This is a genomic window from Mucilaginibacter gossypii, from assembly GCF_017569325.2.
GTDB lineage: Bacteria > Bacteroidota > Bacteroidia > Sphingobacteriales > Sphingobacteriaceae > Mucilaginibacter > Mucilaginibacter gossypii.
In genome coordinates this window covers 4,221,848-4,237,491 of the sequence record NZ_CP071878.2, presented here as the reverse complement: position 1 = coordinate 4,237,491, position 15,644 = coordinate 4,221,848, and the positions used below count along the sequence as shown (strand labels likewise).

Genomic DNA, 15,644 nt, shown 5'->3' with positions numbered 1-15,644 from the left:
CTCTTACCTGAAGCTTTCACACGGACACGGTGATTCTTTTTAGCACTATCAGTTTAGGGTTTAATTTACTCGTTGCTGTATTGCATGTGAAATTATACAGGATTTATTAAAGGTTTTATATAGAGCAATTGAATAATAATAAGCTTTTTGCATTTTGCTTTCAGCTTATATATAATATGTTTAGCTTTATACCAATCCCCTAAACAAATAATAAATAAACCGCTTATCCTCAAATCCAAATCCTATGTATAAATTGAGTATTAATGAACGCTACAGTATTGAAGCTGAAAGAACCGTTGCTGCAGGCTTACTTATTAACGGGGTTAAAAGTGAAGCCGATATTAAACAGTTAAGGCCGGGAATCTATCATGTTATTGAAAGCAACCGCTCATACAATGTCGAGATAGTTAATTTTAACGGTGACGAAAAAAATGCTGAAATAAAGGTTAATAATCATATTTATCATATCACCGCTAAAGATCAGTTTGATATATTACTTGATAAGCTTGGATTTAGTGATTTAAACAGTGCCAGGATTAGTGAAATAAAAGCCCCCATGCCAGGTTTGGTTTTAAAAGTATTTGTAAATAAAGGAGATATCGTAAAAAAAGGTGATAATCTCTTTGTGCTTGAAGCCATGAAAATGGAAAATATTATCAAATCGCCGGCCGATGTTGTTGTAGAAAAGATATTAATAAAATCAGGAGATAAAGTTGAAAAAGGGCAAATCTTAATGTCGTTTTAACTAAGTGTTATAGCTTAAATATGCGATAATAACATTTTTGCAATGAACTGAACGTAATTTTAAGGCTTTTGTTGTTTCTGCACATTTTTTTTACGAACTTACTTTCTTAATTAACAATATTAACTTTTATGAAGAAACATCTACTAACAGTCATGTTACTGTTTTCTTGTATGGCTATGGTTTTTGCTCAAAACCGGGTTATTACAGGTAAAGTAACCGACCAGAAAGACGGCTCGCCCTTACCGGGAGTAAGCGTAACCGTAAAAGGAGTAACAGGAGTGGGCACCCAAACCGACATTAATGGAAGTTACAAATTAAGTGTACCTGCTACCGCCAAAGTTTTGGCTTTTAACTTTTTGGGATACCTCCCTCATGAAGTTTCAATAAATGGAGCCAACGTAAATGTGCAGTTAACCACCGATTCAAAAGTGCTTAACGAAGTTGTAGTTGTAGGATATGGTACACAAAGCAAGCGTTCGTTAACAGGCTCTGTTTCAAAAATTAAGGGCGGCGATATAGAGAATATTCCTGTACCAAGCCTTGAATCGGCTATACAAGGCCGGAGCCCTGGTGTGTATATCCAGGCCCAAAATGGTAAATTAGGGCAGGGCATCCAAGTCAGGGTACGTGGTGCATCTTCTGTATCAGCGGGCAGCCAGCCATTATACGTTGTTGATGGGTTACCGATCACCGTAGATGATTTTTCAAGTAACGGAGCATCCACCAATCCACTTGTGGATTTGAACCAAAATGATATTGAGTCTATTGATATCTTAAAAGATGCTTCTGCTGCAGCTATATATGGTTCGAGAGCATCAAACGGTGTTGTTTTGGTTACCACAAAAAAGGGTAAAGCAGGTTCAACAAAAATTACTTATAACCAATATTATGGTTTTAGTAAGCCGACCCGTGAGCGTGAATTTTTAAACTCAAAAGAATATCTAAATCTTGTTCAATCAGCTGCTGTTGCGGGTGGTTTGGAAAGTTATGCGAAGACCCGCTTAATCAGGTATGCAGCAGGAAATACAGATTATGCAAATACAAGTGTAAATACCAATTGGCAGGATCAGATTACCCAACATGCTCCGGTTCAAAACTATAACCTCGTATTTTCGGGAGGAACTGAAAAAACAAAGTTTTACATATCTGGCACGTATAATGATCAAAAAGGCTGGATACTGAAAAACCAGATCAATCAATACAGCCTACGTACAAATATCGAAAATCAGGCTAACAACTGGTTGACAATTGGGGCTAATTTGAGTGTTTCGCGTACGCAAAACCATCGTTTGGATAATGACAATGCTTTTTCTACTCCTGAGCAAATCGTAGCCTTGTCGCCTATAACGCCAGTAATTGATCCGCGTACCGGTTTATTAAGTGGTCAACTTGACCCGGCTACGGGATTACCTAATAGTAATTTTCCGGTATATTTTAATCCGCTGTTAAATTCCGAGAATAGCTATTTCATTACTACTGACTACAGAAATCTCGGTAATGTTTTTGGAGAGATTAAAATATTACCGTCTTTGACTTTCAGGAGTGAAGTTGGAGTTGATATTTTAAATTCAACTGAGGATAATTATTCAGGTAGCTTGACAGCGCGTAATTCAGGTACTAATAATGGAGTAGGCTTTAACTCATCCATAACTTCCATTAATTTCAATACCAATAACTTTTTGCATTTCTTAAAAGATTTTGGAAAGAGCACTATTGACGCGGTTGGCGGTATGACTTACCAAAGACAGCAAAACGATCTGAATTCATTAAATGGTGAACAATTTCCAAGTGATGCTTACAAGAAATTAACCAGTTCGGCAAGTATTACCAGCGCTTTGTCTTCTTCAACAGCTTATTCATTGCTATCTTATTTTGCAAGGGCTAATTATAAATACCATGATAGGTACCTGTTATCAGTAAGTGGTCGTATCGACGGATCTTCGAGGTTTGGCGCTGATCACCGATATGGTTTCTTTCCTGCAGGTTCTGTTGGGTGGATAGTTTCTGAAGAAGGTTTCATGAAAAAGCAGAGGCTGATATCCGACTTAAAATTAAGGGGTAGCTATGGTTTAACAGGTAATTCCGAAATAGGCAATTTCCCTGCACGGGGGCTGTATACAGAGTTTGGCTACGCTGGTGTTGCCGGTGCAAGGCCTACACAATTACCAAACCCCGATTTAAAGTGGGAAACTACTGCCCAAACGGATATAGGTTTGGATATAGCTTTCCTTGGAGGTCGTTTAGCAGGGCAGTTTGATGTTTATCTGAAGAAAACAAAAGATCTGCTGTTGAATGTACAGGTACCGGCAACTTCCGGATTTACTACCATTACACAAAACCTTGGCAAATTGCAGAACAAGGGTTTGGAAATCCAAATAGATTCAAAAAATCTTGTGGGTAAAGTAACTTGGAATACAAGCTTTAATATCTCATTCAACCGCAATAAAATTACAGACCTTAAAGGACAGATAATAACCGGTAGTGGTGATGCTGTTAACCGCGCTATGGAGGGTCAGCCTTTGGGCATATTTGTAGCGCCGGAGTTCGCCGGTGCTGATCCTGCAAATGGTGATGCCTTATATTACAAAAATGCCGATTTAGGCAACGGTAAACGAGACCGTACCAAAACTAATGATTATAACCAGGCGGTTCCTGTTGTAGTTGGTAATCCGAATCCTAAATATATCGCAGGCTTAAATAACAGTATCAGTTACATGGGTATAGATTTTAGTTTCCTGATACAATCAGTTAATGGGAACCAAATTTATAACGGCGGTGGCCAGTACATGTCAGTTGGTTTTAATAATGGTTTTGATAACCAAACCCGTGATCAGCTGCAGGCCTGGACTAAGCCCGGACAAATTACCAATGTACCCCAAGCTCGTTTGTTTGGTGGAAATGGTGTTAATCCGAGCTCAAGGTTCTTGGACGACGGTTCATATGTGCGTTTGAAAAATGTTGTGTTAGGGTATAACTTCCCGAAAGCTTGGATAAGCAAGATTAAATTATCGAGCTTAAGAGTTTACGCTCAAGCTACTAACCTGGCCACCTGGACAAAATATAAAGGCTGGGACCCGGAGCTTAATTCAGATGCGTTTTCAGGAAATATTACTCAGGGGTATGACTTTTATGCAGCACCTCAGGCTAAAACTATAACTTTTGGGATAAACGTGGGATTTTAATTTAAGCTGAAGAACAATGAAAAAAACTAAATATACAATTATAGCATTGAGTACATTAGCAATGCTATATAGTTCCGGCTGCCAAAAGCAACTGGATATAAAACCCCAGGATTCTGTTGAGCAGGACCTTGCAATTAAAACTTCAAAAGATGTTCAGGGCGTACTTGTTGGTGCTTATACGGCCGCCGGCTTAAGGGGCCTATATGGAGGCCGGTTTCAATCAACCACCGACTTTTTAGCTGACGATGGCGACTTTTCATATTTCGGAACTTTTTCAGAATATACCGAACTGGCAAATAAAGCGATAACCGTTAATAATATTTTTGTTGAAGGTGTTTGGGATAGCGGGTATAATGCTATTAACGTGTGCAACAACGTTTTGGCCAACTTAAATCTGGTTGATGCTGCCAATAAGGACAGAGTGGAGGGTGAAGCCAAGTTTTTGCGGGGGATGATCTATTTTGATTTGGCAAGGGTGTTTGCTAAAGCATGGAATGATGGAACGCCGGCTTCAAATCCGGCTGTACCAATAATATTAACTCCAACAACTTCAATCCCTGGTATTCAGAAGCCTTCACGCAACACAGTTGCTGAAGTTTATGGACAAGCCATAAAAGATCTTACAGACGCCGAAGCAAAACTGGATACGTATAAAACATCATTCGCTAACTCACCCGATGCTTCAGCGGTGCTCGCGCGGATATATCTCACACAGGAAAAATTTGAACTTGCCGAACAGGAAGCTACTAAGGTAATAAGTTCAGGTTTATACTCTTTGGTACCTGTTTTTAAGGACGAGTTCCAAAATTATGAACAGGCGACACGCGTATTCAACTCAAGCGAAGATGTATTTGCTATCCAGATATCACCTCAATCAGGTTTTAATGCATTAAACGAGGTATTTGCAAGTGCTGATTTTGCAGGCAGGGGTGAAACCGTAATCAACGACCAGCACTTCGCCCGATATGAACCGGGGGACGCAAGGGCTGATGAGTTTTATAATGATGGGGATAATTACACCGCTAAATTTAACAATAAATTTGGTAACGTGATTGTGATAAGGCTTGCCGAAATGTATTTGATCAGATCAGAAGCCAGGTCACAAAAAACTGCTCCGGATTTTACAGGTGCTAAATCTGATTTGAATGTTGTAAGGAACCGGGCTGGATTAGCCAACACAACGGTTGCAAGTAATAAGCAGGCCTTGCGCGATGCTGTAAAGCTTGAACGTCGTGTGGAACTGCCTTTTGAAGGTTTCATGCTATTTGATTTAAAACGGTACAAAGGGAGCACGGTTACTACAGATGAAGACGGGAATGTGGCAGATACTTTTGAGTGGAACTCGCCAAAACTGATCTTCCCGATCCCGAAACGCGAGCGTGATGCTAACCCCAACTTAACACAAAACGAAGGGTATCAATAACAATTGTATTCTTTTAAATGTTTATATCCCGGTGGTAGTTTATCGCCGGGATTTTTTGTTGTAACCTAAAAATTAATGAAAGCTAAATTAAAATAAACCATGGAAGATCAACAAATACTTACCGCCCTGAATGCCCACTGGCAAGCCTCGGCAGCCGGGGACATACACGCAGAGCATGAGATCTACCATGATGATGTGATCTGTGATTATCCCCAGTCGGGCGAGCGGATTTTTGGGCGCATTAATTTACAGGCCTTGCGCGGGCATCATCCGGGTAAGCCATCGGGTTTCCGTGTCAGGAGGATGCTGGGAAAAGGTGATACCTGGGTCACGGAATATACTATTAACTATCAGGAGCAGCTGGCTTACACGGTAAGCATTATGGAGTTTCGTGAGGACAAGGTAATACATGAAACACAGTATTTCGCGGATCCCTTCGAAGCCCCGGCCTGGCGAAGTCAATGGGTTGAGCCGATTGACGGATAGCCCATTGTTGAGCAAGATCTATACTGATTGGTGATAATGCATTTTGGTTAAACAAATAAGGCCTCTCATTACTGAAAGGCCTTATTTGTTTCAAATATCTGTTATAAAAATTATCGTGTTTTAAACGGCTTAGCTTTTTTAACCGGGTAATGTGGTTTGCCATTAGGGTTAATTTCAGGAGCGCCAACCAAGGTCATTGCACACCGGAAACCAACCTCTGCACTTGCCTCGTCCTGATCCATAAAACGACGGGTAGCAGGATTTAGCCAAAACGCCATATCGTTCCATGATCCGCCTTTGTATACTTTAGAATGGTCGTTAACCAGTGTGGTTGCACCGTAAAGAGCTTTATTAACTTCGTCTTTTTCGCCCCTCGCATCCGGATTGTAAGCTTTACCCGAGTTTTTAGGTAGCAATGAATCAGCCGGCAATGAACCTGTTTGAGGAGTAGTTGCAAGGGGCGCGTTTGGATTGGCGCTTTGCGCGACGGTATTCTGTTGCTGTAAAGCTAAAAGTTCGCTGTATTTTAGCTTCTTATTAGCATGTGCGGGATCTTTGATTGGCTTGCCGTATTTATCTTTTGCATAAAGTCCTTTGCTTGGATCTGCAAGGCGTTTGTTTGAAAACTCATTACCACGGAAAGGGTTAAAATCTTCAAACTCCTCAAATGATGTTTGGCGGTAGGTATCAGCAACCCATTCGTTAACATTACCCGCCATGTTATATAAGCCAAAATCATTAGGTGCATATGAACGTACAGGGGCGGTAATGTCTGCCTTATCGTTCAGGTAACCGCCAACACCGGCATTGTCACCGTTGCCGCGTTTAAAGTTTGCCATGATCAGGCCGCGTGTTTTCTTTTTTGCCGAACGTACACCCATACCGTTCCATGTATATATTTTGCCATCATCGATATTTTCAAACTGGGTGTTTCCTGCAAGGGCCAATGCTGCATATTCCCATTCGGCTTCTGACGGTAGGCGATATGCTTGCTTAAGGATCCCATCTTCCATACGTACAGGCCTAACGGCTTTGCCGCCCTTACCTGTACCTGCCTGGGCATTAGGGCTCAGGTTAGGCATCATTTTTTTACCATCAATGCCTGCCCCGGTCATCTGGCCGTTCAGGTAAATATCAGTATTAAAAGGTTGTCCGTTCGCTGCAATACCGGCGTCACCGCCACCACCTTTTTTGCCCATATCTTTCCACGCTACCATTTTTCCGGTTTCGCGTAAAATATTTTCGTTGGTACGGTCGGTGCGCCATGAGCAATAATCCTGTGCCTGGTCCCAGGTTACGCCTACAACAGGATAATCCTGAAAAGCAGGGTGACGCAGGTAGTTATCTACATATGGCTCATTATAAGATAAGGGATGGCGCCAAACCAATGTATCAGGCACCGCATTGTAATATAACTCGCGATCCTGCGGGAAAGTAATGTTTATCCAATGCAGGTAATCAAGCCAATCCTGATTTGATACTTCGGTTTCGTCCATGTAAAAAGAGGGTACGGTAACCCTGCGGCGTACATTATTATAATCGTAAGTTATGTCCTGGTCGGCACTGCCGCCCATAACAAAAGTACCACCCTCAATAGGCACCAGTCCGGGGCCCGGAGATGGATGGCTTTGCCTGAAACGCTCATAACCGCCGTTGTTTTTATCGTTATAAGTTATACCCGTTTTTTGCGATTGCTCACGTTTACTGCAGCTACTCATCACGGCACCTAAAGCCAACAATCCCAGAGCAGTTTTAGTAAAAAGTATTTTCATATTTTTACAGTTATATTAAGTGGTAAATTTATAAAAAAATGGATACAGTGCTTATGCTAATGAACCATTATTTAGAAATAAATACTACAATTATCGGGGGTTTTAACGAAAAATTAATGAAATTAGTTGCGTTGATTTAAATTTTTGATTTAACTTTCAGCAAAAGTGCAGACTTGAAAATGTGAAGCAAGTCATGGTCCTATATTTATAAAATACAAATTGTTAAAACCTAACTCCTACAAATGAAGTTTTTTACATTTCGAGGCTTTGCTATTATTACCCCATTTTTATTGCCACTTGCTGCAACTGCGCAAACAAATCCTAACGGAAGTAATATCAATGCAATTCCTACCGAAGTGCCTTTTTTAAATATTTCACCTGATTCGCGTTCGGGGGCTATGGGGGATGCAGGCGTGGCTTTGTCGCCGGATGTAAATGCAAATTTTTGGAATCCGTCAAAGCTTGCATTTTTAGAAAGTAATGATGCGTTGTCTGTATCATACAGCCCCTGGTTAAGGCACCTTGTTCCTGATATCAGCTTATCATACCTGAGTTATGCCCATAAAATTGATGAGCGGAATACAATAGGCGCTTCGCTCCGCTATTTTAATTATGGTTCTATTCCGCTTGCCGATGAAAATGCCAACGATCAGGGTAACTACACGCCAAACGAGTATTCGTTAGATGTTTCATTTGCCCGTAAGTTTGGCGATAACTTTTCATTAGGCCTTACCGCGCGGTATATTCATTCAAATATATCAAGTATCGCGTTTGCTACGAGCTCAAGCCAGACAGCCAAAGCAGGCAATGCTTTTGCGGCAGATGTTTCATTGTACTATACAACGCCCTATGGCGATGGCAATACTTTTGCATTTGGAACACACATTTCAAATATTGGTACAAAAATCAGCTACAGCGATGTGGGCAACAAGTATTTTTTGCCGGCCAACTTGAAATTAGGTGTGGCTAACACCTGGCAGTTAGATGATGTTAATGAGTTTACAGCAACCTTTGACATCAACAAACTGCTGGTACCAACCCCGCCCCTGCGCGATCAGGATGGTAAGATCATCAAAGGCAAGGATGATAATGTATCGGTGCCGGCGGGTCTTTTTCAATCGTTTGGCGATGCACCGGGTGGTTTCAGTGAAGAGCTGAAAGAGATCAGCTTTTCGCCGGGTGTTGAATATTGGTACAACAAACAGTTTGCTGTACGGGCAGGCTATTTTTATGAAAACCCCAACAAAGGCGACAGGCATTATGTTACCATGGGTATTGGGTTTAAGTACAGTGTTTTTGATTTTGATTTTTCGTACCTGGCAGCCAGCCAGCAAAATAGTGCCCTGGCCAATACTTTGCGCTTCACTTTGTCGGCAAATTTTGGCGGTACAACAAATGCTTCTAAAAGATAATGGGTAAAATTAAGGTAGGTTTTGGGTTTGATGTGCACCAGTTAAAGGAAAATCACCCGTTTGTTTTAGGCGGGGTTAAACTTGAGCACCACGCTGGTGCTTATGGCCACTCAGACGCCGATGTATTGTTACACGCCATTTGCGATGCCCTGCTGGGGGCGGCAAACCTGCGCGATATAGGTTTTCACTTTTCAAATAAAGACGACCGTTGGAAAGGCATCAGCAGCCTGGTCCTTTTGCAGCATGTAGTTGCCCTGATCAAAGAAAAGGGTTTCACCATCGGCAATATTGATGCTATGGTATGCCTTGAAGCGCCAAAGATCAATCCGCATATCCCTGCAATGAAAACCTATATAGCCGAAGCTGCGGCTATTAGCGAAGAAGATATTTCCATTAAAGCTACTACCAACGAGCAAATGGGTTTTATCGGTAGGGAGGAAGGCGTTGTGGCTTATGCGGTTTGTTTGATTGAAAGGGGATAAGGAAGCAATCTGTAGTTACAAACTAAGGTCATAGTCGTTCGAAGTCTCCGACTTCGGACAGCGGAATTGAAAAGAAAATGCTATTCGAAGTCTCTGACGTCGAATCTGTTGTAGTTTAACTACAGGCTCTTTTAATTCTAACTATAATGTTTATACAACAAATACACAATCACCGCAACTATTGCCACGCCAATTACCATATATATCGGCTGCGCTTTTTTGCTTCCCGAACCATCAACTTTCACATTACCCGTACGCTTAAGCACTCCCCATCCGCTCAATTCGCCCTTCAATGCTTTTCGTAGCGATTTAAACAGCACGTAATACATTAACTGCCGCCACATAAAACGCTGCGGAATGATATAGATGAGTTTCTTGTAGTCTTCCTTTTCCATCCGGAAAGCGATGATACCTACTATAAAATCAACCACCACAAATGCTACGTAATAGAGCAGCATCTTTTCGGGTTTTTCACCGAACAGGGCGAATAGCATCATCAAATCTGCCAGAGGGGAGAACAGCGGCAATATGATCTGGAAGATAAGGATGTTTGGCATTCCCACCATCCCAAAGAACTTGTACTTTTTGTTAAACAGCGCGTCGCGGTTTTTCCAGAAACTTTGCATCACACCAAAACTCCAACGGAAACGCTGTTTAAGCAACATGTTTATCGTCTCCGGCGCTTCGGTATAAGCAATGGCTTCGGCGCAGTTACGCACTACGTAGCCTTGTTTCAGGATACGCATGGTAAGGTCGCAATCCTCGGCAAGAGTATCATAGGTGAACCCGCCGGCCCGGAAAATAGCCGATTTACGGAATGCACCAATAGCCCCCGGTACAACCGTAATACTATTGATGAGGTCAAACGCCCGGCGGTCCATGTTTTGCGCGGTGATATATTCTATTGACTGCCAGCGGGTGATGATATTGGTTTCGTTGCCAACTTTAACCGTTCCGGCTACAGCGCCAATTTCCTCATCGGTAAAGTAGGTCATGAGCTGGTACACGGCATCCGTTTTAAGTTGGGTATCGGCATCAATACAAACCACAAAATCATTTTGGGCATGGGTTATACCAAAGTTTAATGCTGATGCCTTGCCACCGTTTGGTTTGGTTAGGATCTTGATGAGCGGATTACCTTTATAGGCGGATTCTACAACCTCAAATGTTTTATCTTTTGATCCGTCATCAACAAAAATAATCTCGAATGATGGATAATCGGTTTTAAGCAAGCTTTGTATTGTTGCTACTGCGTTAACTTCCTCGTTGTAAGCAGGAACTATGATACTCACCGCAGGCATCACATCGGTATTGCGATCAAGCTTTTTGGAGTTTTTATCCACGCTTCGCTGCCTTACAGCCAAAATGCCAATAAGTACAATGCGGCCAATAGCCAGGAATATAGCCGACAGGAATATATAGATCAGCGCCCAGTTTATATAGTAATAACCATGGATAAAAACATCATAGGCGGGCCCGAAAATGCCTGTGCTTGGATCTGGTTTAACCGGCGGCATCAGGTCATCCTTAGTTTTGCCCAGTACATCGGCAATGGTGGTAAACTGGTATCCTTGCGATTTAAAGTAATGAATGATTGCAGGAAGGGCTTTAACGGTTTCTTCACGGGTATCACCTCCTGCATCATGCAGTAATATCATCGATCCGTTATCTTTTTGCCTTATGGTGCGGGCAATAATACTATCGGCAGTTACGCCGGGCTGCCAATCCCAGGGATCGATAGATTCGCCGATGGTGATATAGCTTTGACGGCGGCTTTCTGCAACCGGAATAACCTCGGCAAGGGTTTGCGGCTCGGCATCGGCATTAAATGGCGGGCGGAACAGGATGGTGCTTCGGCCGGTTACCGATTCAATAAGTTTGCGCGTGGAGTTAAGCTCCAGGATCACCCTTTTTAAGCTGATGGTTGAAATATCGGGGTGGAAAAACGTGTGATTGCCTATTTCATAGCCTTCTTCGTATTCGCGCCGCAGCAACTGTATGTTTTTTTCGGCCATGGAACCCACAACAAAGAATGCTGCCGGTACCTTTTCGGCTTTAAGTATATCTAAAATACGTGGGGTAAAATCGGGGTCGGGGCCATCATCAAAAGTTAAAACTACTTTCTTGGGAGCATAACCATACCTGCGGATCACATATTTAGTGGGAAGTTTTATATAATGCTGATCGAGAATAGTAAATGTAGATGTATCCATTTTTACATCAATTACCCCGGTGGTAGGAGTGGTAATGAGGTCAAGCACCTCGCCATCACCATCGTAGTCAACATTTACACGGTTGTTTAAACCTACAGATGTAAGTTTCCGCATATCCACACCTGTTTTTTTCAATGAGTCTATCGACAGGTTTTTCTGGAAAAATGTCCACAAACGCGGATCTTCGGCACCTAAACGCCATAAAGCCACGCCGCCGGTGGCCCAGTCGTCGGCCATGCGGATTACGTTAAAGTTTGTTGCCGCGTCTGTAAAGTAAATGGTATGGTCAAGGCTGTCCTTGTCCATATAAGTGAAGTGTAAATTTGCCGAATTTGGATCAAAGGTGATCTTGCTTTTTTGCTCTTCGGCGGTACTGATAGCCTGCTGATAACCTATAGTTTTACCTACACTGCCTTCGGGCCAGTCGTAGGCGCCGCCTGCGAATGTTAAAATTATTTTTTCTGACGGAACTTTCGAACATACATCATCGAGGATTTGCTCAACCCAGCGCTGATTTGAAAGATCGCCGGCATTGGTTGCTTCATAATGTTCATCAATAGCCATGATGAACAGGAAATCGTTTACATGCTGGAGCTTTGTGATATCAAAACTTTCATCCTCCGGCACTACGTTTTGAGTAACCAGGAAACCTTTGGCATGCAAGGTTGTATAAAGCTCATTTTGAAAGGCTATGTAATTTTTACTGTTTCGGTCCCTTAGCTCATCAAAATCAACATTGACACCCTTCAACTTGTTTTTGGTAAGCGAGTTAGCTATGCTGTTAATAAAATTACTACGAAGTGTTTTATTGTTAACAATACGGTCTACATCTTTAGTATCATAGCCGCCATGTGTGTTGTTGTAGTTTACGTAGTTTGACAGTGACACAATAATCGGCTTGTTGTATTTTTTATTGAGGTTCATCAGCCCGGTATCGAGCTTGGTTACAACGGTATCAGTTTTAGGTAATATAGAAAAGCCTTCGCTCACTACCATATCCAGGTGGCCAATATTCACCACCAGCGAGTTATAAGCCTGTGGTTCCCACGCACGATAAAAAGCGGCGTTTATACGGTCTTTATTATTAGGTTGTTTAAGCTGGTGTAATTTTTTAGCCCTCTCAAGTGCTTCTATTTCAGATTTTTGAATTTTGAACGATTTGAACTTCGTTGACTTTTTTAATTGCTCGAGCTCCTCCCTGGTCATTTTTTTGGGAGCAGGGTTAAGATTGGGAAGCTCGGGGTAATAGGTTGACCGGATGGTAACAATAACGGCTATTATACCAATAATCAATGCAGCCAGTAGTACACGGCTCAACCATTTAAAACGGTTCCACCTACCGGGATTATCAGCCTGAAAAACTTGCTTGCTTGATGACATTAAGAAAAATTACTTTATTAAAAGTATAGGTTACTTATGAAGATTGTATGAAATAAGAATTGGGCATTATTTGGTGGTTTTTCCGGGTTCGATACCTGAAAAATCAACACCGCATTTGCAATTGCCGCCGCAGCTTTTTTTAGTAGTAAGCGCCCTGTACATCATACGGCCAATGTAAAAAACAGCGCCTGCAAAAAGTATCGCGATAATGATGATTTGCATATTCATAAAGACAAAATTAAGCATTATTTAATATATACGTACAGACAGGGTAATTAGTACAAAGTTTAACGGGGCATAAAAGCAACCGTGCCGCCAACCCAGTTGTAATCTTTATTATAACGTACGCCTATCATTTTTCCACGGCTTAACCGTGCAAGGTTTGTTGCAAGTGTGGGTTTTTTATCCCCATCGGGCCAGAGATAAAGCAACCTGATCTCGGCCTTTACGCCGCCTTCCGGCGATTGCACAACAGGCTCGTAATTCACCTTTTCCTGTAAGATCCAGTTTTCAGGATCTGTAATGGTTTCTATGTCTTCCTTACTAATATCGATAATCACACCCTGACCTGCAAAGGAGAACAATGGTTTAAGCACATAGTTTTCCAAATTAGCAGGGATTTGCTTTAATTGGTGCAAAAACTGTGTTTGGGGAATGTAATCGCCCGTTAAAAAAGGCATAGTGAATTTGCTGATGCGATAAAACCAGTTGGGATGAGTGATCCATTCAACCTCAAGGGGCTGCCTGATATCGGCCACAGTGGTGAAAATATCCGGATCACCGGCTATTTCATCAAAAATAAGGCGATTGTAGATGCGCTTAATTAGCTTCTTTTGATCGCCTGCCATGTAATAAAGCTTTTTGCCATCCTGGATCAGGTCGCTCAACGATACCACCGGCGTACCAATGTATTTTTGTGTGAGATAAAAATCAACTGCTGTTTTTTGTTCTGGGGCGTTTACGTCCATTAATACAACTTCATCGGACTGGTAAGGGCCAAGAATAGTTTTTTTGAGCAAATCGAGGTAACTTTCCTCCTTCAGTCCCCCAAAAAAGATGGTTTCATCCGCGGGGATATCATAAACCTCTTGATAAGTATCTCCCAGATGCACCTGGAAACTGTAAAGTGAAGGAAATCCCTGCAATTCAATAAGTTTTGGCACGATATTACCCTGCTCATCTTTACAGATCCCAAAATCAAGTGCGATAAAATGAGGATGATCATTTTCATTGGATACCCGCCAAAAATCAGGTATGGCCCGCTCTGTAAGTTCTTTGAAATTGGGCTTGAGGATAGTATCAACAATATCATTGCCGGCGGAGATAAGCTTATCACGGAAATCAGCAGTTAAAAAAACGGGGGTTTCCGCAACACGGAAAGGAACGGGTTCTTTTAAGTCACTATTGAGTTTATCAAGAAACTGGCTGTACTTTCCTGTGCTAAACTTTTCGTTGAATACTTTTCTGATTGATGGATTCATGATTAACCCCTCTAAATCTCCCTTTCATGGGAGATTTTCTTATTATAATTTATAATAAACTATTTATTCTTCTTTAACCTCTAAAAGCCCTCTGCTTTTAGGGGAGGGTTGGGTGGGGCTAACCGCCATATCCAAAAAATTAGGGATCAGTGTACGCTGAGTATACGTTATTTTATCCGGATCGTCGAGGCGTTCAAGCATCTCATGATATTTAACCTCTCCGTGCTCGCTGATCACTTCGCCCTTTTTTTCTTCGCGAAGCAACATCCCCTTCATCCCTCCGGCATCGGCTTCGGGGTGAAATTGTGTAGCAAAGAAATAATCATTATACCTGATGGCCATCATCGCCCTTGGCAAATCAACATGCGGCCGTTCTTTTTCTATAGCCACCAGTTGCATACCCAGCTCTTTAAAGCGTTTTTCATCCGGGTTGATTACCTGCCAACTGCGGGAATCAACAGCGTAAAATGGTTCGCCTAAACCTTTAAATAATTGCTCGTTTAATCCAAACCTGGTTTTATTTACCGGCAGTACGCCAAATGACGGGGAGCGCCGCATATTGATATCGCCCAGCTTGTAATGACGGCACATTAACTGAAACGAGTGGCACACAAAGAACACATGTTTTTTGTTGCTGTTGTTGGACAGGTTATGATCTTCCAGCTTATCAACCAGGTTAAAGTATTTCTTCTCCCATTCGGTACCTTCTGTTTCCAATGGGTTACCCGGGCCTCCGCTTGAAATATAAATATCAAAACCGGTGCCCGGCATCTCGCATTTACGGCGTACATCAAAGATCTGGTAACTTAAATTTAAGTTGTGTTCAGCTCTGTAACGTTTTAAAATGTCCTGGAAACCACGCATTCCCTCGTTCGCTATCCCATCATACAAGTCAAGTATGGCTACTTTTATTTCCGGTTTCTCAGTCATCTGCTGCATCTTTCTAATATTATCCTTGCTTTAGGATTTCGTATTTACCAATTTAAAATAATTGTCATTTCGACGAACCAGTTGGGATTAAGCGTTGGTTGTGAGGAGAAATCTTATACAATATGCGCTGAGCAATTA

At 42.0% G+C, this 15,644-nt stretch carries 11 protein-coding genes; 6 read left to right on the top strand and 5 right to left on the bottom strand.

The window, feature by feature from the left end:
* Positions 1-244 precede the first annotated feature (244 nt).
* The 4 genes from J3L18_RS17705 to J3L18_RS17690 all read left to right on the top strand — a co-directional run bounded on the left by J3L18_RS17705 (position 245) and on the right by J3L18_RS17690 (position 5,836).
* A complete protein-coding gene (locus tag J3L18_RS17705; RefSeq protein WP_129571476.1) occupies positions 245-745 on the top strand; it encodes an acyl-CoA carboxylase biotin carboxyl carrier protein subunit in 501 nt (166 codons plus the stop codon).
* Positions 746-897: 152 nt separating this feature from the next.
* Positions 898-3,927 (top strand): SusC/RagA family TonB-linked outer membrane protein, encoded by a 3,030-nt coding sequence (locus J3L18_RS17700; protein WP_223266284.1) that lies wholly within the window; start codon positions 898-900, stop codon positions 3,925-3,927.
* Between the two features lie 16 nt (positions 3,928-3,943).
* Positions 3,944-5,350, top strand: coding sequence for a RagB/SusD family nutrient uptake outer membrane protein (locus tag J3L18_RS17695; protein WP_129571475.1), 1,407 nt, complete (start codon positions 3,944-3,946; stop codon positions 5,348-5,350).
* Between the two features lie 99 nt (positions 5,351-5,449).
* Positions 5,450-5,836: a nuclear transport factor 2-like protein gene (locus J3L18_RS17690; protein WP_129571474.1), complete on the top strand. Its 387-nt coding sequence runs from the start codon at positions 5,450-5,452 to the stop codon at positions 5,834-5,836.
* Positions 5,837-5,946: 110 nt separating this feature from the next.
* Here the strand turns inward: J3L18_RS17690 and J3L18_RS17685 are convergent, their stop codons facing one another.
* Positions 5,947-7,608, bottom strand: coding sequence for an SUMF1/EgtB/PvdO family nonheme iron enzyme (locus J3L18_RS17685; RefSeq protein WP_129571473.1), 1,662 nt, complete (start codon positions 7,606-7,608; stop codon positions 5,947-5,949).
* 242 nt (positions 7,609-7,850) lie between these two features.
* Here J3L18_RS17685 and porV point away from each other — a divergent pair, with 242 nt between their 5' ends.
* Both porV and ispF read left to right on the top strand, forming a co-directional pair.
* On the top strand, positions 7,851-9,020 hold the full coding sequence (gene porV, locus J3L18_RS17680) for a type IX secretion system outer membrane channel protein PorV (RefSeq protein ID WP_129571472.1): 1,170 nt from the start codon (positions 7,851-7,853) through the stop codon (positions 9,018-9,020).
* Positions 9,020-9,502, top strand: coding sequence for a 2-C-methyl-D-erythritol 2,4-cyclodiphosphate synthase (ispF, locus tag J3L18_RS17675; RefSeq protein ID WP_129571471.1), 483 nt, complete (start codon positions 9,020-9,022; stop codon positions 9,500-9,502). Before porV ends, ispF begins: the two co-directional genes overlap by 1 nt.
* 137 nt (positions 9,503-9,639) lie before the next feature.
* Here the strand turns inward: ispF and J3L18_RS17670 are convergent, their stop codons facing one another.
* The 4 genes from J3L18_RS17670 to J3L18_RS17655 form a co-directional block, all read right to left on the bottom strand.
* Complete coding sequence (locus tag J3L18_RS17670) at positions 9,640-13,095, bottom strand: trifunctional glycoside hydrolase family 18/polysaccharide deacetylase/glycosyltransferase family 2 protein (RefSeq protein WP_129571470.1); 3,456 nt, start codon at positions 13,093-13,095, stop codon at positions 9,640-9,642.
* A 66-nt stretch (positions 13,096-13,161) separates the two neighbouring features.
* Positions 13,162-13,323: a FeoB-associated Cys-rich membrane protein gene (locus J3L18_RS17665; protein WP_090533873.1), complete on the bottom strand. Its 162-nt coding sequence runs from the start codon at positions 13,321-13,323 to the stop codon at positions 13,162-13,164.
* A 59-nt stretch (positions 13,324-13,382) separates the two neighbouring features.
* Positions 13,383-14,576 carry a hypothetical protein gene (locus tag J3L18_RS17660; RefSeq protein ID WP_129571469.1) on the bottom strand — a complete coding sequence of 398 codons (1,194 nt, stop codon included), beginning with the start codon at positions 14,574-14,576 and terminating at the stop codon, positions 13,383-13,385.
* 63 nt (positions 14,577-14,639) lie between these two features.
* The gene (locus J3L18_RS17655) at positions 14,640-15,506 is read right to left on the bottom strand and encodes a type 1 glutamine amidotransferase (protein WP_129571468.1); all 867 of its coding nucleotides are present in this window, start codon (positions 15,504-15,506) and stop codon (positions 14,640-14,642) included.
* Between the last annotated feature and the right edge of the window lie 138 nt (positions 15,507-15,644).

Coding starts and splice junctions, on each gene's coding strand:
- J3L18_RS17695 (WP_129571475.1), top strand. CDS start 3,944: ATGAAAAAAACTAAATATACAATTATAGCATTGAGTACATTAGCAATG.
- J3L18_RS17655 (WP_129571468.1), bottom strand. CDS start 15,506: ATGACTGAGAAACCGGAAATAAAAGTAGCCATACTTGACTTGTATGAT.
- J3L18_RS17660 (WP_129571469.1), bottom strand. CDS start 14,576: ATGAATCCATCAATCAGAAAAGTATTCAACGAAAAGTTTAGCACAGGA.
- J3L18_RS17690 (WP_129571474.1), top strand. CDS start 5,450: ATGGAAGATCAACAAATACTTACCGCCCTGAATGCCCACTGGCAAGCC.
- J3L18_RS17685 (WP_129571473.1), bottom strand. CDS start 7,608: ATGAAAATACTTTTTACTAAAACTGCTCTGGGATTGTTGGCTTTAGGT.
- J3L18_RS17700 (WP_223266284.1), top strand. CDS start 898: ATGTTACTGTTTTCTTGTATGGCTATGGTTTTTGCTCAAAACCGGGTT.
- J3L18_RS17670 (WP_129571470.1), bottom strand. CDS start 13,095: ATGTCATCAAGCAAGCAAGTTTTTCAGGCTGATAATCCCGGTAGGTGG.
- ispF (WP_129571471.1), top strand. CDS start 9,020: ATGGGTAAAATTAAGGTAGGTTTTGGGTTTGATGTGCACCAGTTAAAG.
- porV (WP_129571472.1), top strand. CDS start 7,851: ATGAAGTTTTTTACATTTCGAGGCTTTGCTATTATTACCCCATTTTTA.
- J3L18_RS17705 (WP_129571476.1), top strand. CDS start 245: ATGTATAAATTGAGTATTAATGAACGCTACAGTATTGAAGCTGAAAGA.
- J3L18_RS17665 (WP_090533873.1), bottom strand. CDS start 13,323: ATGAATATGCAAATCATCATTATCGCGATACTTTTTGCAGGCGCTGTT.